Below are 18,082 nucleotides of genomic sequence, written 5' to 3'. Positions count from 1 at the left end.
CGATCCTGGCCGCGCTCGGCCCGTTTGGCCCGCTGCCACTGCGCCTCCTGCTCGGCCAGCGACAGTGCCGGCAGCGAGGTGCCATCGGCCGCGGCCTGCTGCTCCATGGCGCGGAACCGGCGCTCGAATTTCTGGTTGGCCTGGCGCAGGGCCGCCCCGACGTCGACCTTGGCGTGGCGGGCGAGATTGGCGCACACGAACAGCACATCGCCCAGCTCGTCCTGCAGCCGCGCGTGGTTGGCATCGACATCGCCGGCCGTGAACTCCGCCTGCAACTCGTTGATCTCCTCGTGCAGCTTGGCCAGCACCGGCGCCGGCGACGGCCAGTCGAAACCGACCCGGGCCGCACGCGCCTGCAGTTTCTGCGCACGCTGCCATTCCGGCAGGCCGCGCGAAATCCCCGCCAGCGCCGACGTATCGTCGTTGCCGGTGGCCTCGCGCTCGCGCTGCTTGATCGCCTCCCAGCGGGCGCCGACCGCGGCGGCATCGTCGAGGCGGGCATTGGCGAACACGTGCGGATGCCGGCGCAGCAGTTTGCTGCTGATCGCGGCCACCACCTGGGCAAAATCGAACGCGCCCTGCTCGCTGGCCATCTGCGCATGGAACACCACCTGCAGCAGCAGATCGCCCAGCTCGTCTTTCAGGCCGGCCAGATCGTTGCGGTCGATCGCATCGGCGACCTCATAGGCCTCCTCGATGGTATATGGCGCGATGCTGGCGAAATCCTGCGCCAGGTCCCATGGACAGCCGCTGTCGCGATCGCGCAGACGCGCCATGATCCGCAGCAACGACTGGATGTCTTCCCTCTCCTGCATGGCAATTCCCGGTTATGCCGCCGTGATCGCCGGCGGCGGTGTGTCTGGCCTGGCGATGCGTGCCGCCGCTTGTGCAACGGGCTCAGTCGGCTTCTGGATCCAGCCCGGCCACCCAGTCGCGCCATGGCAGCGAAGGATCACCCAGGGCCATGAAATCGCCATTGAGCAGCGTCGGCCGGCGGTTGTAGCGGAACGGCTTGCCGCTGTCGGCCGCCAGCACCACGCCACCGGCGGCGTGCAGCACGCACTGGCCGGCGGCGGTATCCCATTCGCTGGTCGGGCCCAGGCGCGGATAGACGTCCAGCGCGCCTTCGGCAATCCGGCAGAACTTCAACGACGAGCCCTGCGCCACCAGTTCGATCTCGCCCATCCGTGCCAGCAGGGTCGCGGTGCGCGCACTGCGGTGCGAGCGGCTGGCCGCGACCCGCAGCGGCGACGCCGGCGGCATCCGCGTATGCAATACGCTGTCGCGCATTCCATCGCGACGGTAGGCCGGCTCGCCGCGCACCGCATGCCACACCACGCCGTCCACCGGCGCCTGGACCACACCGAATACCGGCGCCCCCTCGTGGACCAGGGCGATGTTGACGCTGAATTCGCCGTTGCGCTTGATGAATTCGCGGGTCCCGTCCAGCGGATCGACCAGCCAGTAGGTGCCCCAATGCTGGCGGACTTCCCACGGCACCTGGGCGGATTCCTCCGACAGCACCGGCACCTGCGGAGTCAGCTGCGAAAGACCGCGGACAATGACCTGGTGGGCGGCAAGGTCGGCAGCGGTGAGCGGACTGTTGTCGGCCTTGTGTTCCACCGCGAAGCCGCCGGTGTACACCGCCATGATGGCCGCGGCGGCATCCTGGGCAATGGCGATCACGGTTTCGCGCAGATCGGCGCTGATGCGGATCATGGCTGTCGTCCCAGCCACTCGCGGGCTATGAACAGCGCCGCCAGCGAGCGGCCTTCGGAGCAGTCTTCGCGCAGCATCAGTTGATCCAGGTTGGCCAGCTTCCATGGCACCACTTCCAGTTCTTCCGGCTCGTCGCCCGGCAGCCGTTCGGGGTACAGGTCACGCGCCAGCACCAGCCACGACTGGTGGCTCATGTAGGTCGGCGCCAGGGTCATCGCGCGCAGTACCTGCACGCTGCGTGCGCCGTAGCCGGCTTCCTCCTTGAGCTCGCGGTCGGCCGCCTGCTCGGGCGTCTCGCCTTCATCGATGCGCCCCTTCACCAGCCCCAGCTCGTAGCGGTGCATGCCGGCGGCGTATTCGCGCACCAGCAGCACCGTTTCCGCATCCAGCATCGGCACCACCACCACCGCGCCGTGGCCGTGGCTGACCAGGCGTTCGAAGCGGCGGCGCTCGCCGTTGGAAAACTCCAGATCCAGCTGCTGCTGCCGGAAAGGGCCGTGTTGCTGCTCGACCACCTCATGGATGACCGGCAAACGGCGGCTCACCGCGTTCTCCCGGCACGGCGAAGGCGACGGCTCGATAGAATAGGCACTGGCAAGAACGTTTCCATGAGTCCGAAATGCTAGCAGACCCAGCCTCCTCGCCGTTGGCCGAGCAATGGCGGCAACGTGACCTCTCGGTGGTCTGGCACCCGTGCACGCAGATGCGTGAACATCCGCACACGCTGCCGCTGATCCCGATCGCGCGGGGCGAAGGCGCGTGGCTGATCGGCCATGACGGACGCCATTACCTGGACGCGGTCAGCAGCTGGTGGACCAACCTGTTCGGCCATACCGAGCCGCGCATCGGTGCCGCCATTGCCCGCCAGGCCACGTGTCTGGAGCAGGTGATGCTGGCCGGCTTCAGCCACGAACCGGCCATCACCCTGGCCGAGCGTCTGCTGGCGCTGGCGCCGCGGCAACCGGGGCGTGCGCCATTGACGAAGGTGTTCTACGCCGACAACGGGTCGGCCGGGGTCGAGGTGGCGCTGAAGATGGCGTTCCACTATTTCCACAACCGCGGCGAAACCGGACGCACCCGTTTTGTCGCGCTGGAGAACGGCTATCACGGCGAAACCCTGGGCGCGCTGGCGGTGGGCGATATCCCGCTGTACCGGCGGGTGTATGCGCCGTTGCTGGCTGAAGCCCTGTTCGCGCCCTCGCCGGACGCCTACCAGGCCGCACCGGGGCAAACCGCGGCCGGACGCGCGCAGCAGGCCGCCGATGGGCTGGCCGACCTGTTCGAGCGCCACCCCGGGCAGATCTGTGCGGTGATTCTGGAGCCGCTGCTGCAATGCGCCGGCGGCATGCGCATGCACGACCCGCTGTATCTCAAGCGCGCCCGCGAACTGTGCGATGCGCACGGCGCGTTCCTGATCGCCGACGAGATCGCCACCGGTTTCGGCCGCACCGGCACCCTGTTCGCCTGCGAGCAGGCCGGGGTGATGCCCGACCTGCTGTGCCTGTCGAAGGGGCTGACCGGTGGTTTCCTGCCGCTGTCGGCCGTGCTCACCACCCAGCGGCTGTACGACGCGTTCCTTGATGATTCGCGGGAACGCGCCTTCCTGCATTCGCACAGCTACACCGGCAACCCGCTGGCCTGCGCGGCGGCGTTGGCCACCCTGGACATCTTCGCCAGCGATGACGTGATCGCACGCAACCGCGGCACTGCCGGGGTGATGCGCGAGCTGGCCGCGCCGTTTACCGATCACCCGCATATCGCCGACGTGCGCCAGACCGGCATGGTGGTGGCGTTCGAGCTGGCCCGCGACAGCGACCGGACCACCCCGTTCCCGGCCAGCGCCCGGGTGGGACTGCACGTCTACCGCGCCGCGCTCGCCCGCGGCGTGGTGCTGCGGCCGCTGGGCGACGTGGTGTACTGGATGCCGCCGTACTGCATCGACGACGCGCAGCTGGCATTGCTGGCGCAGACCACCCTGGCCGCCATCAACGAGGGCATCGCATGCGCCTGACCCGCTGCCACATCGACGCGCCCCTGCAACCCGGCACCGAGCTGACGCTGCCCGAAGACACCGCCAACCACCTGATCCGGGTGATGCGCCTGCGCGAAGGCGAGGACTGCGTGCTGTTCAATGGCGATGGCCATGACTACACCGCGCGGGTGGTGGCCATCGGCAAGCGCGAAAGCCGGGTGCGGATTCAGTCCGCGCGGGCGCTGGACAACGAATCGCCGCTGCACATCACCCTGCTGCAAGGCATCGCCCGCGGCGAAAAGATGGACCTGATCCTGCAGAAGGCCACTGAGCTGGGCGTAAGCGCGATTGTGCCGGTCAACGCCGAGCGCACCGAGGTCAAACTCGACGCGGCCCGCGCCGAAAAGCGCCTGGCCCACTGGCGCAACGTGCTTGTGTCGGCCTGCGGCCAATCCGGGCGGGCGCGGGTGCCGTTGCTGTCGCCGCCGCTGCCACTGGCCCAGGCGGCACAGGCGCAATCACCGGCGGCATTGAAGCTGACCCTGGATCCGCTGGGCGAACATCGCCTTGCCACCCTGTCCGCTCCGGGCGCGGAGGGCGTGGTCATCGCCATCGGTCCGGAGGGCGGCTGGTCGCCGCGTGATCGCCAGGCATTGCGGGAATCCGGCTTCCAGGGACTGCAGCTGGGGCCGCGGATCCTGCGCACGGAAACCGCAGGCCTGGCCGCCATCGCCGCGCTGCAGGCACGTCTGGGCGATCTGTAAGACCGGCAACGGGACAGGCCGCGGATCGCTCCGCGGCCTGTCCGATTCTACGGTCCCGAAACCGGCCTGGTTTGCGCTCAGGCCGCCAGGCTTTGCGTGATCGCCGCCTCGACCGCATCCAGATCCGGCAACAACGCACTCTGCTCGCCCAGCAGCACGCGCATGTGCACGCCCTGCGGCAGGCTTTCTTCCGAGGCGTCGGCCAGCAGCCCATCACGCGGCACCGCGATCAACTGCGGGAACGAGGCGGTCAGCAGCGCGAAATAAGGAAGATCGGGGTTGCCACCCAACGCCTTCAGCACCACCACCTTGTTGTTGGCGGTCAGGGTTTCCTCGCCCAGGCCGCTGAAGCGCGCAAACGCCAGCAGCGGCACGTTCCAGCCGTGCCAGGCAATCTGCCCCGCCATCCATGCCGGCGCGCCGGGAATCGGCTCCACCGCTACCCGCGACATCACTTCGGCCACGGTCGCATTGGGCAGCAGCACCCGCTCGCTGCCGGCCTGGATAAGGACACCGCGGACTTCATCGTTACTGGCATAGCTCATCGCTTGATCCTTGGATTGGAGGCGCAGTCGCCGTCAGGCGGCCCAGCGTTCGGACAGGGTAGTGGCCAGCGTCACCGGATCACCGGCGCTCATGCCGGCCACCGCGAGGCGGCTGGCGGCCTCCGGGTCATAGCAGCCCTCGCCGATCTGGCCGGCGACCCAGCCCCCTTGCCCGGCCAGCGCCAGCACCCGCTCGACCAGCTGCGGATCCGCGCCACTGAGCATCACCACCGCGCTGTCAGCGGCCGGCAAGGCATCGACCACCTCCCCTTGCGGGTCGGCGACAAAACGCAATCCGCCTTCGTTGGCCGACACTCCGACGTCATCGGGGAGGATGTAGACATGCGATGGCTCAAGTGCCTGCCCGGGTTCGGCCAGCGCGACCGGCAACGCGGTCACCCGGGCCATCTGTTTGACCAGATTGCCGTAGCGTCCGCCATCCAGCCGCATCTGCACCAGCACCGGACGCTCGAAGGTCTCCGGCAATGCCCCCAGCAAACGGCGCACCGCATCGGGGCCGCCGATACCGGCCAGCAGCAGCACCGCACCACGCAGCATCGGGGCCGCGTCATCCACCAGTTCGGTCAGCGCCAGCGAGCCGGACAGGAAGCTGGAAATTTCCGGCAGCGCGGTCTTTTCCGCAGCGACCGGCGCCAGCGTGGCCTCATCGTCAACCAGCGACCAGCTGCTGAAGTCGGCCACCGGCGGTGGCGCGGCAGGGGCCGGCACCGCCGCTTCATCCATCGCGGGTTCTACAGGCAGCGGCGGTGGCAGCGATTCATTCCCCACCGGATACAGCGCATCGTTGGGGACCGCGGGTGCCGCGTCGAAGGCCTCTTCCAGATGGAAATCCAGCGGCGCGTCCACATGCAGCTCAGCCGGCGTCGGTGGCATTCCCGGTTCCGGCTGCAGCGAGGACTCCACTTCCTGGCCTGGCGGCAGGACATTGTCATGGCCATGCAACTTGGCCGCCAGATGCCGGATCCAGCGCTGCGCCTCCCAGCCTTCGCGGCGGGCAGCCAACTCGGCCTCGTCGAAAATCAAAGTCAGGTGCGGCGCTTCCAGCACCGGCTCCAGCCGCTCCAGTGCATCTTCGATGGCCGGCTCCAGCGCTACCAGCACCACCAGCGGCGCGGCGTCCTGCAGTGTCTGCGGCGCCAGCTGCGCGGGATCATCCTCCAGGATCACCTGGCCGCCGGCGCTGATCACCGCTTCGCGCAGACGATCGCGGGCCGCGCCAGGCCGGGCCAACAGTGCGACCGGCGTGCCGCCTTCACTCTCATTCGCGAACACGGGCAATCCCCAGTAGGTCGTAGACATTCCGCATCAGGTCCAGCTCCTGGTAAGGCTTGCCCAGGTAACGCTGCACGCCGATTTCAAACGCACGCTGACGATGCTTGTCACCGCTGCGGGAAGTGATCATCACGATCGGCACATCCTTGTAGCGCGGATCGGCACGCATCGCCGTGGCCAGTTCATAACCGTCCATGCGCGGCATTTCGATATCCAGCAGCATCAGGTCCGGCACCCGCTCTTCCAGACGTTCCAGCGCCTCGATGCCGTCGCGTGCGACGACTACTTCGAAGTTGTGCCGTTCCAGCACACGGCCGGTGACCTTGCGCATGGTCAGCGAGTCGTCGACCACCATCACCATCGGCACCTGCCGCGCGTTGGCCAGGACCGCCTGCTGCGTCGGCGCCTGTGGCTGGGTCAGATGGCGACGCACCAGCGGCGCGACGTCCAGAATCACCACCACGTTGCCATCGCCGGTGATCGTGGCGCCGTAGATACCGGGCACCGACGCTATCTGCAGGCCGACCGGCTTGACCACGACTTCGCGGTTGCCCAGTACCTGATCGATCGCCACCGCGGCGCGCAGGTCGCCTGCACGCACCAGCAGCAACGGGATCTGCGCCTGTCCTTCGGCCTTTGCACCGGCCTGGCCGACCAGCGAACCGAGGTCGTACAGGGTGAAGTTCTCGCCGTTGTAGTGATAGCCGCCATCGCCGGATTCGAAACGCTCGCGGGCGATCCGGCCGATGCCGCTGACCGACGCCACCGGCACCGCGAAGGTGGTTTCGCCGATCTGCACAAACACCGCCTGGGTGACGGCCAGCGTCTGTGGCAGGCGCAGGGTGAAGGTGACACCTTGGCCGCGCACGGAATGGATATCGACCGAGCCGCCCAGCTGGCGCACCTCGTTGCGGACCACGTCCATGCCGACCCCGCGGCCGGCCAGCTGGCTGACCTGTTCAGAGGTACTGAAACCGGAGGCGAAGATCAGGCTGTCGAGCTCGGCATCCCCCAGCACCGCGCCAGCCTTGACCAGACCACGCTGCTCGGCACGCCGGCGGATCGCCTCACGATCCAGTCCGGCCCCGTTGTCGGCCACTTCCAGCACGATTTCCGAGCCTTCCCGGCGCAGCCGCAACGTGATCTCGCCTTCCTCGGACTTGCCGCTCGCCAACCGCTGCTCCGGAGTTTCCAGACCGTGGGCGACGGAGTTGCGCAGCATGTGTTCCAGCGGCGCCACCATGCGATCGAGCACATTGCGATCGAGTTCGCCATGGGTCCCTTCCAGGGTCAGGCTGACCTGCTTGCCGATATCCTGCGCGGCCTGGCGGACCACACGACGCAGACGCGGCACCAGACCATCGAACGGCACCATGCGCGCGCGCATCAGTCCATCCTGCAGCTCGGAGCTGACGCGCGACTGCTGCTGCAGCAGTACATCGTAGTTGCGCGAGAGATCGTCCAGCACGCCCTGCAGGCCGCTCAAGTCGGCCGCCGATTCGTTCAAGGCGCGGCTGAGCTGTTGCAGCGTGGAGAAACGGTCCAGCTCCAGCGGATCGAAGGTCTGGTCGACCTGCTCCTGCTCGCGCCGGTAACGGGCCACGATCTGCGCTTCGGTTTCCAGATCCAGGCGCCGCAGCTGATCGCGCAGACGGGCGTTGGTGCGGTCCAGCTCGGCCATGGCGCCGCGGAACGCGCCCAGCTGCTGCTCCAGACGCGAACGGTAGATCGCCACTTCGCCGGCGTGGTTGACCAGGCGGTCGAGCAGATCCGCGCGCACGCGCACCTGTTCCTGGGAGCGCGCACCGCCATCCTCCTCGGTGGCGACATCGTCCACCACCGGTGGCGACAACGGTGCGGCGACGAGCGCGTCCAGCAGTGCCTGCGCCGCGCTGCCGAGCCCGCCCGGGGCCGCAATGGCAGCGGTTTCCAGCACGCTGGCAGCCTCCACTGCCGGCACAGCGGCAACGGCGACATCGGCTTCCGGCGCCACTTCGGCGCGGCCTTCGGCACGGGCGTCGAAGGCTTCGATCAGGTCATGCGGCATCAGTACCGCACGATGCTCGCCGGTATGGGTCAGCAGCTGGTGCAAGCGGTCAAACCCGCGTTCCAGCAGGCGGACATCGTCGCGGGTGAGTTCAATCCGGTGGGCGACCACCGCTTCCAGCAGCGATTCGATGCCATGGCCAAGATCGCCGATGGCATTGATGCCAGCCATGCGCGCACCGCCCTTGAGCGTATGCAGGTCGCGCTGCAGACCGGCCATCAGCTCGCGGTCTTCCGGTGCCGAACGCAGCTCGTGGATCAGGCCGTCGCAGTGGTCGAGCAGATCCTTGCCTTCCTCGACGAAGATATCCACCAGCTCCAGATCCAGCTCGCTGAAATCCAGTGGACCGGCATCCAGCGACGGGGCGCTGACGGGAGGCTCGAGGTTTGCCGCCAGCATGTCATCGGCCGCCGGCGCTTCCGGCGCATCGGCGTGCGACGCACCCACCTGCGCGCTTTCGCTTTCGCTTTCGGCTTCGGCTTCGGCTTCGGTTTCGCTTTCGGCTTCGCTTTCGGCTTCGGCTTCGGCTTCGGCTTCGCTTTCGGCTTCGGCTTCGGCTTCGGCTTCGGCTTCGGTTTCGGCTTCGGCTTCGGCTTCGGCTTCGGTTTCGGCTTCGGTTTCGGTTTCGGCTTCGGCTTCGGCTTCGGCTTCGGCTTCGGCTTCCAGTCCAGCGTCAGCCAAATCGGATGCTCCCGCACCTATTCCAGCAGCGGACACGGTCTCGGAAGACGGCCCGGATGCCGGGGTCTGGCTATCCGCGGCATCGCCTTCATCCTGCACCGTGATTGCTGCGGCGAACGGCTCGGCGTCATCCGCCTCGGGCTGGTCAATGACCGGCGCGTCGCTCTGCGCTGTGACCGCACTGTCCGGGCCGCTGGCATCGACGGCTTCGACCACAGGGGCCGCGGCCGTCGCCAGGGTGTCGTCGTCACCCGCGGCGGTGGTTTGCCCGGCATCGCTCCCGGCGGTTTCAGTAGCCTGGACCTGCGCGACCGTGGCCCCGTCGAGCGAAGAAACGGAATCCTCGCCACGCTCCGACTCCGACTCTGATGCGGCCTGCGCTGGCGCGTCGACCATCGGCGGCGCGTCAATGACATCCACCGCTTCGCCTGCCGCTTCTTCCGGCGTCAGGCCAGAAGTTGCCTGCGCCTCTGCGGCAACCCCCTCGCCCTGCACGCCCGCCAACGCAGACGGGACCTCTTCGTCAGCGCGGAGATCGTCCGGCGCCGCGGCAGTCGTTTCGCCAGCACTGGATTCCACCGCCCCGGTAGACCGGGCCTGGTCGTTGCCAAGCTCGATAGCGATGTCGGACGGGGCGATGGCAACTCCGGCCTCCTCCGCCGCGGCGAACGTTGACGACGGCATCGGTTGCCCGGCTTCGCCAACGGGGGCCATGGCGGCGTCATCACTGGCCCGCGCAGGAGTCGAGGCGGCCGCGGTCTCGCTCAGCAGCGGATCGAAGTACGCGGAAAGGTCATCTCCACCCGCCAGCTCGGGCATCTGTCCCTGCAGATCCAGGGGCCCAGGACGATGCGCCTCACCGGCAGCGTCGGCTTCGCCGAATTCCTCTTCCGGCAGCGTCGGCCATTTGGCTTCCGGCAACGCATCCACCAGCACCTGCAAGCGACCCGCCAGCGATGCGAACGACGGGATCAAAGGAGAGCTCGCCTGCAGCGCGACAATGGTTTCGGCGATTGCCGAGGCCGTATCGGCAAGTGCGGCCACGCCTTCGGCCGTCGGAATCATGTCGGCCGCCAGCGAGCGCTTGACGAAGGTTTCCGCGGGCGTGGTGACCGCGGTGATTTCGGGCACGTCGGTCATCGCGAATGCGCCACTCATGGTGTGCACGGCACGCAACAGGGCGTCGCTGACCGGTTGCGGCTGCGGGGTCGACGCGGCAAGCCATGCCCGCATTGTTTCCAGGTGCGCGGCGACTTCGGCTTCCAGGATCTCCCGCAGCACGCTGTCGACCGACGCCGGCGTGCCTTCGGCCACGGGCGTGGGCGACGCTGGAGCGTCGGCGGCAACCGGTGTCGCTGATGGCACGTAGAACGCTTCCTCACCCTCGGCCACGCGCTCGGCCACGGCCTGCATGGCCAGCAGATCGGCCTCGATCCGGCCTGCACCGCGCAGGGCCAGGTTCAGCTGCGGCAGCACTTCGTAGGCCTGGGTGACCATGGCGACAACCGCCGGGCTGGCGGCCCGGCTGCCGTCCAGCACGCGGTTGAGCATGCTCTCGATCTTCCAGCTGAACTCGCCCAGGGTGCGCGCGCCAACCAGGCGCCCGCTGCCCTTCAGCGTATGGAACACCCGCCGTACCGGGCGCATGCGGTCCATGTTGGCCGGCGCCGCACGCCACAACGGCAGCAGATTGCCGAGGTTGACCAGTTCCTCGTCGAACTCTTCGATAAAGACGTCGCGGATGTCCTGGTCGATGTCATCGCCCCCCTCCTCGAAGCCGCCTTCCAGGTCCATCGCCACCGATGCGGCGACCTTCGCCGGAACGGCGACTTCTGCGGCGGACTGCGGGGCGGCGAAGGGGTCGAAGCTGGCCGCGGCAGCGTCCAGCTCCGCCATGAACGCGGCCGCTGCAGCGTCCATGTCGCGCTCAAGCACCGCGGATGCACCAACATTGGCCGCCGGTTCGGACGGCAGGACCGCCGCGCCGCTTTCCGGCACAGCGGTTTCGCCCTCGAACGGGGTCGGCGCGGAGGCAAACGGATCTGGAGCTTCCCAGCCGCCGGCCGCCGGAGTAGCACCATCCTGCTCCAGATGAGCTGGTGCGATCGATTCAAATGCGGCTGCGACCTGCGCGTCCGCATTCCCGGCCGGCGCCGCCGCCTGATCGGCCGCTGCCTCGAGTTCGAACGCATCGGCGCTGAAGGCCGGCGCCGTGTCCGCGTGGTCCTCGATGGAAACGGCCTCGGACGCCGGCAGCGGCGATGGCAGCTCGGTGCCACTGCCGGTTTCCGGCGCCACTGCCGGAAAGGGAGAGTCAATCTGCGCAGCGCCGTGGAAATCTTCGTGCTCGGCAGCGACCGGATCAAAGTCCATCGCCGTCACCGGCGAGACATCCAGCGCGCTGTCCTCACCGCCACCGCCATGTTCATGGTCGCCGGACAGATCCAGCGGCGCCAGGGTGTAACTGATGGCCTCGTCGTGCGCCGGCGCTTCGGCAGACACCGGATCGAACGGTGACCCGTCGCCGGAAGGCGGGACCACAGTGCCGCCACCCGCCACCGGGGCAACATCCGCCGCCTCGGGTACGAACGGGGCCAGCGCCGCCTCGAACACCAGCGTGTAGGGTTTGGCCGGGGCCACGTCCACCGGCATCTCGGGCGCCGGAACCTGCGCAAGATCCGCCGCTGCAGGCGCGTCAACCGGTGCCATCGCGGCGTTCCCTGGCAGCGCCGCAGGTGCGAACACCTCTTCCATGCGCTGGTCAGGCTGGAAGGCAGCTTCAACCTTGGCCTGCGCTGCAGGCAACGGCCAGTACCGCAGCGCCTCCAGGCTGCTGCGGGTGATATCCAGAATGTCGTCACGGCCGGCGCGGCGTTCGCGCAGGGCCTCCAGGTAATACTCCAGGCTGGCCATGGCATCGGCCAGCGTGTCGAGCTGGCGGCCGCTGGGCACACGCTGCTTGCCGATCAATTCGACGTCGATGTACTGGCGCACGCCCAGCAGGTAATCCGCCGGGACCTGCAGATCCAGCATCCGCAACGCCCCGGAGACTTCTCCGAGCAGGCGCGGCACTTCATGCAGGCGGGCATGGTCCCAGTTGGTTTCGATAAACGCGACGAATGCCTCACGCGCCGAAGCGAAGTTGGCAATCGCCTCCTGCGCCAGCACCTCGACGGTACGGCGGTTCTCCACCGCGCCCGGATCGTCATCGCCATCGACGTTGGCGCCCAGATGGGCCACCTGCTCGTCCAGCGAGGCATCCACATAGAGCAGCGCGCCGGCAATATCCAGCAGCATGCTCTCATTGATCCCCTGGTTGCCGGCCACGACCGCGCTGAGCGCGTCACGCTGCTGGACCACCACGCCCCGGGCGACGCCCAGTCCCAACACGCCCAGGGTATCGGCCACCGCGCCCAGTTCGCCGACCTGGGTCTGCAGCTGGGCGGTTTCGCTGCCCACCCGCAGGTGCAGATCCAGCGCGTCCTTGATCCGCAGCAGTTCTTCCTTGACCGCGCTGCCAACCGTGGCGAGCAATTCGCGGTTGCGCCCGCTCAGGCTGCCACGGGCATGATCCAGCTCGGCCTCGCTGGCACTGCCAGACTCGGGATTGAAAGCGAACAGCACCGCCTCGTTGATCCCCTCGGCGCCACGTGCGGCGCGGATATCGTTCAGCAACGGCAGCAGCACGATCGGAATATCGCGGTGGCCGTTCTGCAGACGCTCCAGGTAGTCGGGCAGCAGCACGGTCCCGCGCATCAGGGTCGCGCACGCTTCGTCACGGTCCGGCACGGCCCCGTCGCGCACCGCGTTGGCCAGCAATTCGAGCTCTTCGGCCACCATCGCCGGCGCATACAGCTCCACCATGCGCAACGTCCCCTGCACCTGGTGCAGGTAGCCGGCGCAAAAGCGCATGCGGCTGGTGTCGGCAGGATCCTCGACGAAATATTCGACCTCGTTGCGCACCTGGCGCAGGGTCTCGTCCAGCTCCGGCTTCACCCAACCCAGCGCGGCATGGCTCATCGCATCGCGTAACGCGCTCATCGCAGCCCCCTGCTCGACACGGTCCGGGTGCCACATGGTCCACGCACGGACCTTCCCTGTTTTGCGATATCAAGACACATCATCTGTTGTTCCTTCCTTCCCCGGCCGATCGCTGGCTCACGCCGGCAGCTTGAAGTCGGCAACCGAACGCCGCAGGTCGGCCGCCAGCTGGGTCAGGTGCCCGAGTGACTCGGCCGTCTGTCCCGCACCGTGCGAGGTCTGCCCGGTGATCTGCCGGATGACGCCCATCGTCTGGGTGATATCGGTGGCCGCCGCCGACTGCTGGTGTGCGGCGATGGAAATGTTCTTGATCAGGGTGTTGAGGGCGTTGGAGACGCGCTCGATCTCGGTCAATGCGGTACCGGCATCCTCGGCCAGACGCGCACCGGAGACCACTTCGGCGGTGGTCTGCTCCATCGAGTTCACCGCCTCGTTGGTATCGGCCTGGATCGCCTGGACCAGACCCTCGATCCGGCGGGTGGCGCCGGAGGTGCGTTCTGCCAAGCGCTGCACTTCGTCGGCCACCACCGCAAAACCGCGTCCGGCCTCACCGGCCGAGGCCGCCTGCACCGCCGCGTTCAACGCCAGGATGTTGGTCTGCTCGGAAATGTCGTTGATCAGTTCCACGATCGAGCCGATTTCCTGCGAGGACTCACCCAGGCGTTTGATGCGCTTGGAGGTCTCCTGGATCTGGTCACGGATCTGGTCCATGCCCTGGATGGTCTCGCGGACCACGCCGGCCCCCTCGGCGGCGATCACCACCGAACGCTGCGCCACTTCGGCCGACTCGCTGGAGTTGCGCGACACCTGCTCGATGCTGGAGGCCATTTCACCGATGCGATCGGACGCGGTGGTGATTTCGGTGGCCTGGTGGCCGGCTGCTTCGGCCAGCTGCATGGCGGTGGCCTGGGTTTCCTGCGCCGACACCGCCACCTTGCTGGAGGTGTCGTTGATCGTGGTCACCAGGTGGCGCAGTTCATCGACCGCGTAGTTGATGGCGTCGGCGATGGCACCGGTCATGTCCTCGGTCACCGAGGCCTTTACCGTCAGGTCGCCTTCACCCAGCGAGCTGATTTCGTCAAGCAGGCGCATGATCGCCTGCTGGTTGCGGCTGTTGAATTCCACCTGGGCCTGGTAGCGCATTTCCTGTTCACGCGAGCGGCCGCGAACCGAGCTCCAGACAAAACCGATGATCGACAGCAGCGCCAAGGCACCGGACACCAGGCCCAGCCAGAAATTCGGGAACAGGCGGGTATCGCGCACCGAACCGAAGGCGGAAAACGCCTCGAACAGCTTCTTGCTGTCATCGAGCATCTTTTCCGACCCGGCGGTCAGCGCCGCGGCCGAGGACTGCGCGGCGAAAAGATTGCGCGAGGTCGCCAGGATCGCATCGGCGTCCTTCTTCATCTTCGTCCACTGGTTGGCCGACTGCTCCAGTGCCACCTGTGCGGCGGCATTGCGCACCGGCGCGATCCCCAGTTCGTCATTGCCATTGCGCAGGCCTTCGAGCACCTGGCTGAACACCACCGAATCACGCGCCAGCGCATCGCCGGCACCGCTGGCACCTCTGCCGCCGGCACGGATTTCAGTAACGCGGCGCGCCATCGTGCCGATTACCACGACCTGCTGCAGGCCGTTGTAAATCTGCGCGGACGGAGCGCCACTGGCGGTCATCGCCCGCACCACCTCGTTCAACTGCGCCTGCATCTGCGGCACCGCATTGACGAAGCTGTCGGCGTTGCCGGCCAGCGCCAGCACCGCCGGTTCACTGGCCACCACCTGCTCGGCACTCTTGGACAACGGCTCCCAGGTGCTGACCAGCTGGCGGATCGGTCCGGACACACCGGCTTCGTTGCCATAACGGCCCTGCAGGCTGCTGACCGCACTTTCAATCCGCGACCGGGTGTCCTTGAACGCACTGAAGGCCTCGCGGTTACCCGCCACCGCCTCGCGCCCCTGGTTGGCCAGCTGCTGCGACAGCACCTGCAGATCGGCCGCACCGGTACTGGCGCCGGCCAGGCGACTGCCCTGCCAGGTCGCCACGCCGGTATTGGCGCCAAACACGATCATCGACAATGCCAGCAGGCCCAGCCAGAAATTGGTTCCCACGGTGCCAAGCTTGCTGGTCTTGGCGGCGTCCGGAGCAGTACTCATGGTTCGACCTCGGTATTCAATACGGTGAGGCAGGCCGCTACTCAGGCGGCGGCTTGCCGGAATTCGGGAGTGCGCGAGAGCAGCGACAGGGAGAACACTCCCCAGTCGTGGGCTTCATCGTGGAAGGCGCGATCGATGAAATGGGCGTAGCGCCCCTGCGCCAGGTCGCCGACAGGCACCTGCTGGGACAGCTCGAAACTGCGCTGGCCATACAGATGGTCGATGGTCAGGGCGACGTCGCCACCGCTCTGGCGCATGATCAGCACGCGCTGGCCCTCCTGCTGCACGGTCGGCTCGCCTTCCAGGAAAAACTTCAGGTCGACCACCGGAAACAGGTTGCCACGCAGGTTGCCCACGCCCAACAGCCAGGGCAGCGCCCCGGGCACCGGCGTGATCGGCGGCATCGGCACGATTTCCACCACTTCGCGGAAGTCCGACACCAGCCGCCGCTTGCCGACCTGGTAGCCGACGCCGCGCCAGATATCCTGGGAAAACTCGCGTTCGGGCAGCTGCACCGCGTGCGCCAGGCTGCGGCGCTCGTAGGCCTCGAGAATGTCGAAAGGAGAGCGCATCAGCCCACCAGTTCGTTGATCCGCGCGATCAGTTCATCCTCGCGCGGCGGCTTGACGATGTAATCGGTGGCGCCCTGGCGCATGCCCCAGGCCTTGTCGGTTTCCATGCCCTTGGTGCTGACAATCAGCACCGGGATGCCGCGCGTGGCGTCATCGCGCGCCATCGCCCGGGTCGCCTGGAAACCGCTCATGCCCGGCAACACCACATCCATCAGCACCAGGCTGGGGGCCTGGGTGCGGGCGATCTGCAGGCCGTCTTCGGCGTTATCGGTAGCTACCACTTCGTGGCCGGCTTTTTCCAGCCACTGGGTAAACACCGCCCGGTCGGTCGGTGAGTCCTCGATCAACAAGATTCGAGCCATTTGCCTTTCCCCCTGGTCAGGCGTTGACGTATGTGCGGATTGCACCCAACAGTTCGTCGCGAGTGAAAGGCTTGGTCAGGTACTGCTCCGAGCCGACGATGCGCCCGCGCGCCTTGTCGAACAGGCCGTCCTTGGAGGAGAGCATGATCACCGGCGTTGATTTGAAGAGCTGGTTGCCCTTGATCAGCGCACAGGTCTGATACCCGTCCAGTCGCGGCATCATGATGTCGACAAAAATAATCTGCGGTTGCTGGTCGGCGATTTTCGCCAACGCCTCGAACCCGTCGGTCGCAGTCACGACCTCACAGCCTTCACGCTTGAGCAGCGTTTCGGCGGTACGACGGATGGTCTTCGAATCATCGATGACCATCACTCTAAGACCTGCGAGTTCCCCACCCGCAGCCATGTTTTCAGCCATTGCAGTTTTCCCCGAGCGCGCGGCGCTTCATTGATCTGGCGCCACTGCGAAAGCGCATCTATATCCCAATACCGGCCCGACCTGTCAAGCGTCGGCGCTGCGACGCGCTTGCGCCGCACCCCAATGTGACCCAGTTCGCAGTTGGTGCGCAACTCCTCTTTGCATGTTTCCGCCGCTGCGACAGGCCATTCCCCGCACAGTGCTGGGCGAGCCGCGCGGTTAGCCGCTACCATCATCACCCTGCCTGCCGGGTACAGATCATGCCGTTAGACGTCATTGTGGTGATGGACCCCATCGCCGGGATCAAGATTGCCAAAGACACCACGTTCGCGATGTTGCTGGAAGCGCAGCGCCGTGGCCACCGTCTGCACTATGTGCGTCCGGCCGGACTTGCACTGCGCGACGGCAGGGCGGTGGCGTGCATGGCGCCGCTGCAGGTGCGCGAAAACAAGGCGGACTGGTTCAGCCTGGGCGAGTTCGTTGAAACCGCGTTCGGCCCCGGACAGGTGGTGCTGATGCGCAAGGACCCGCCGGTCGATGCCGAATTCACCTATGACACCCACATCCTGTCGGTGGCGCAGGCCGCCGGCGCGATGATCGTCAACGATCCGCAGGGCCTGCGCGACTTCAACGAAAAACTGGCGGCACTGCTGTTTCCGCAGTGCTGCCCGCCGACCCTGGTCAGCAGCCAGTCGCGCGACCTGAAGGCGTTCGTGCTCGAGCACGGACAAGCGGTGCTCAAGCCGCTCGACGGCATGGGCGGACGCTCGATCTTCCGCAGCGGTACCGGCGACCCCAACCTCAACGTGATCCTGGAAACGCTGACCGGCGGTGACCGCACGCCGGCGCTGGCGCAGCGCTTCATCCCCGACATCAGCGCCGGCGACAAGCGCATCCTGCTGATCGACGGCGTGCCGGTGGACTACTGCCTGGCACGGATTCCGCAGGGCGACGAATTCCGCGGCAACCTGGCGGCCGGGGGGCGTGGCGAAGGCCGCCTGCTGAGCGAACGCGACCGCTGGATCGCCGCCCAGGTCGGCCCGGAAATGAAGCGCCGCGGCATGCGGTTCGTCGGCCTGGACGTGATCGGCGACTACCTGACCGAAGTCAACGTCACCAGCCCGACCTGCGCGCGCGAGCTCGATGCCCTGTTCGGGCTCAACATTGCCGGCCTGCTGTTCGACGCGATCGAGGCCGACTTCCCGCAATGAGTGCCAGCGCCACCCTGCCCCCGTCGGCGCGCGTCACCGAAGAACAACGCTTCAGCGCCACCCTGGTGCTGTCGCTGATCGTGCACGGACTGCTGATCCTGGGCGTGGGTTTCGCAGTGGATGACAACGCGCCGCTGCTGCCGACCCTGGACGTGATCTTCAGCCAGACCAGCACGCCGCTGACGCCCAGGCAGGCCGACTTCCTGGCGCAGGCCAATCAGCAGGGCGGTGGCGATCACGACAGCGCACAGCGGCCGCGCGACAGCCAGGCCGGCGTGGTGCCGCAGCAGTCGCCGGGGCTGG

12 protein-coding genes and 2 pseudogenes are annotated in these 18,082 nt (G+C 67.3%); 4 read left to right on the top strand and 10 right to left on the bottom strand.

The window, feature by feature from the left end:
• Positions 1 to 11 precede the first annotated feature (11 nt).
• The 3 genes and pseudogenes from mazG to nudE form a co-directional block, all read right to left on the bottom strand.
• Positions 12 to 815 (bottom strand): annotated as a pseudogene (gene mazG / locus QZH66_RS09300) (nucleoside triphosphate pyrophosphohydrolase); the annotation flags it as partial.
• A gap of 82 nt (positions 816 to 897) precedes the next feature.
• The gene (gene cysQ, locus QZH66_RS09295) at positions 898 to 1,719 is read right to left on the bottom strand and encodes a 3'(2'),5'-bisphosphate nucleotidase CysQ (RefSeq protein WP_305805662.1); all 822 of its coding nucleotides are present in this window, start codon (positions 1,717 to 1,719) and stop codon (positions 898 to 900) included.
• Positions 1,716 to 2,264, bottom strand: coding sequence for an ADP compounds hydrolase NudE (nudE, locus tag QZH66_RS09290; protein WP_305805661.1), 549 nt, complete (start codon positions 2,262 to 2,264; stop codon positions 1,716 to 1,718). The genes cysQ and nudE overlap by 4 nt, the downstream gene beginning before the upstream one ends.
• Before the next feature lie 74 nt (positions 2,265 to 2,338).
• On the opposite strand from nudE, the gene QZH66_RS09285 reads away from it, so the two are divergent.
• Together QZH66_RS09285 and QZH66_RS09280 are read left to right on the top strand one after the other, a co-directional pair.
• Positions 2,339 to 3,730: an adenosylmethionine--8-amino-7-oxononanoate transaminase gene (locus QZH66_RS09285; RefSeq protein ID WP_305805660.1), complete on the top strand. Its 1,392-nt coding sequence runs from the start codon at positions 2,339 to 2,341 to the stop codon at positions 3,728 to 3,730.
• Complete coding sequence (locus QZH66_RS09280; protein WP_305805659.1) at positions 3,721 to 4,455, top strand: 16S rRNA (uracil(1498)-N(3))-methyltransferase; 735 nt, start codon at positions 3,721 to 3,723, stop codon at positions 4,453 to 4,455. The genes QZH66_RS09285 and QZH66_RS09280 overlap by 10 nt, the downstream gene beginning before the upstream one ends.
• Positions 4,456 to 4,532: 77 nt before the next feature.
• Here QZH66_RS09280 and QZH66_RS09275 read toward each other — a convergent pair whose 3' ends face one another.
• The 7 genes from QZH66_RS09275 to pilG all read right to left on the bottom strand — a co-directional run bounded on the left by QZH66_RS09275 (position 4,533) and on the right by pilG (position 16,568).
• Entirely contained in the window at positions 4,533 to 5,000 is a 468-nt protein-coding gene (locus tag QZH66_RS09275; RefSeq protein WP_305805658.1) for a chemotaxis protein CheW, read from the bottom strand.
• Between the two features lie 33 nt (positions 5,001 to 5,033).
• The gene (locus QZH66_RS09270) at positions 5,034 to 6,293 is read right to left on the bottom strand and encodes a chemotaxis protein CheB (protein ID WP_305805657.1); all 1,260 of its coding nucleotides are present in this window, start codon (positions 6,291 to 6,293) and stop codon (positions 5,034 to 5,036) included.
• A complete protein-coding gene (locus QZH66_RS09265; protein WP_305805656.1) occupies positions 6,280 to 13,062 on the bottom strand; it encodes an Hpt domain-containing protein in 6,783 nt (2,260 codons plus the stop codon). Before QZH66_RS09265 ends, QZH66_RS09270 begins: the two co-directional genes overlap by 14 nt.
• Before the next feature lie 117 nt (positions 13,063 to 13,179).
• Entirely contained in the window at positions 13,180 to 15,216 is a 2,037-nt protein-coding gene (locus QZH66_RS09260; RefSeq protein ID WP_305805655.1) for a methyl-accepting chemotaxis protein, read from the bottom strand.
• A 41-nt stretch (positions 15,217 to 15,257) separates the two neighbouring features.
• A complete protein-coding gene (locus QZH66_RS09255; RefSeq protein ID WP_305805654.1) occupies positions 15,258 to 15,788 on the bottom strand; it encodes a chemotaxis protein CheW in 531 nt (176 codons plus the stop codon).
• Entirely contained in the window at positions 15,788 to 16,150 is a 363-nt protein-coding gene (locus QZH66_RS09250) for a response regulator (protein ID WP_305805653.1), read from the bottom strand. The genes QZH66_RS09255 and QZH66_RS09250 overlap by 1 nt, the downstream gene beginning before the upstream one ends.
• A gap of 16 nt (positions 16,151 to 16,166) precedes the next feature.
• Entirely contained in the window at positions 16,167 to 16,568 is a 402-nt protein-coding gene (pilG, locus tag QZH66_RS09245; RefSeq protein WP_305805652.1) for a twitching motility response regulator PilG, read from the bottom strand.
• A gap of 260 nt (positions 16,569 to 16,828) precedes the next feature.
• On the opposite strand from pilG, the gene gshB reads away from it, so the two are divergent.
• Both gshB and QZH66_RS09235 read left to right on the top strand, forming a co-directional pair.
• Positions 16,829 to 17,779, top strand: coding sequence for a glutathione synthase (gene gshB / locus QZH66_RS09240; protein ID WP_305805651.1), 951 nt, complete (start codon positions 16,829 to 16,831; stop codon positions 17,777 to 17,779).
• Positions 17,776 to 18,082: pseudogene (locus QZH66_RS09235) on the top strand (energy transducer TonB); the annotation flags it as partial. The gene gshB and the pseudogene QZH66_RS09235, both read left to right, overlap by 4 nt.

Source organism: Stenotrophomonas sp. YIM B06876, assembly GCF_030711595.1.
Classification (GTDB): Bacteria; Pseudomonadota; Gammaproteobacteria; order Xanthomonadales; family Xanthomonadaceae; genus Stenotrophomonas.
This window is presented reverse-complemented; position numbering and strand designations above follow the sequence as displayed.

Coding starts and splice junctions, on each gene's coding strand:
- pilG (WP_305805652.1), bottom strand. CDS start 16,568: ATGGCTGAAAACATGGCTGCGGGTGGGGAACTCGCAGGTCTTAGAGTG.
- QZH66_RS09265 (WP_305805656.1), bottom strand. CDS start 13,062: ATGAGCGCGTTACGCGATGCGATGAGCCATGCCGCGCTGGGTTGGGTG.
- gshB (WP_305805651.1), top strand. CDS start 16,829: ATGCCGTTAGACGTCATTGTGGTGATGGACCCCATCGCCGGGATCAAG.
- QZH66_RS09275 (WP_305805658.1), bottom strand. CDS start 5,000: ATGAGCTATGCCAGTAACGATGAAGTCCGCGGTGTCCTTATCCAGGCC.
- QZH66_RS09255 (WP_305805654.1), bottom strand. CDS start 15,788: ATGCGCTCTCCTTTCGACATTCTCGAGGCCTACGAGCGCCGCAGCCTG.
- cysQ (WP_305805662.1), bottom strand. CDS start 1,719: ATGATCCGCATCAGCGCCGATCTGCGCGAAACCGTGATCGCCATTGCC.
- QZH66_RS09250 (WP_305805653.1), bottom strand. CDS start 16,150: ATGGCTCGAATCTTGTTGATCGAGGACTCACCGACCGACCGGGCGGTG.
- QZH66_RS09280 (WP_305805659.1), top strand. CDS start 3,721: ATGCGCCTGACCCGCTGCCACATCGACGCGCCCCTGCAACCCGGCACC.
- QZH66_RS09285 (WP_305805660.1), top strand. CDS start 2,339: ATGCTAGCAGACCCAGCCTCCTCGCCGTTGGCCGAGCAATGGCGGCAA.
- QZH66_RS09260 (WP_305805655.1), bottom strand. CDS start 15,216: ATGAGTACTGCTCCGGACGCCGCCAAGACCAGCAAGCTTGGCACCGTG.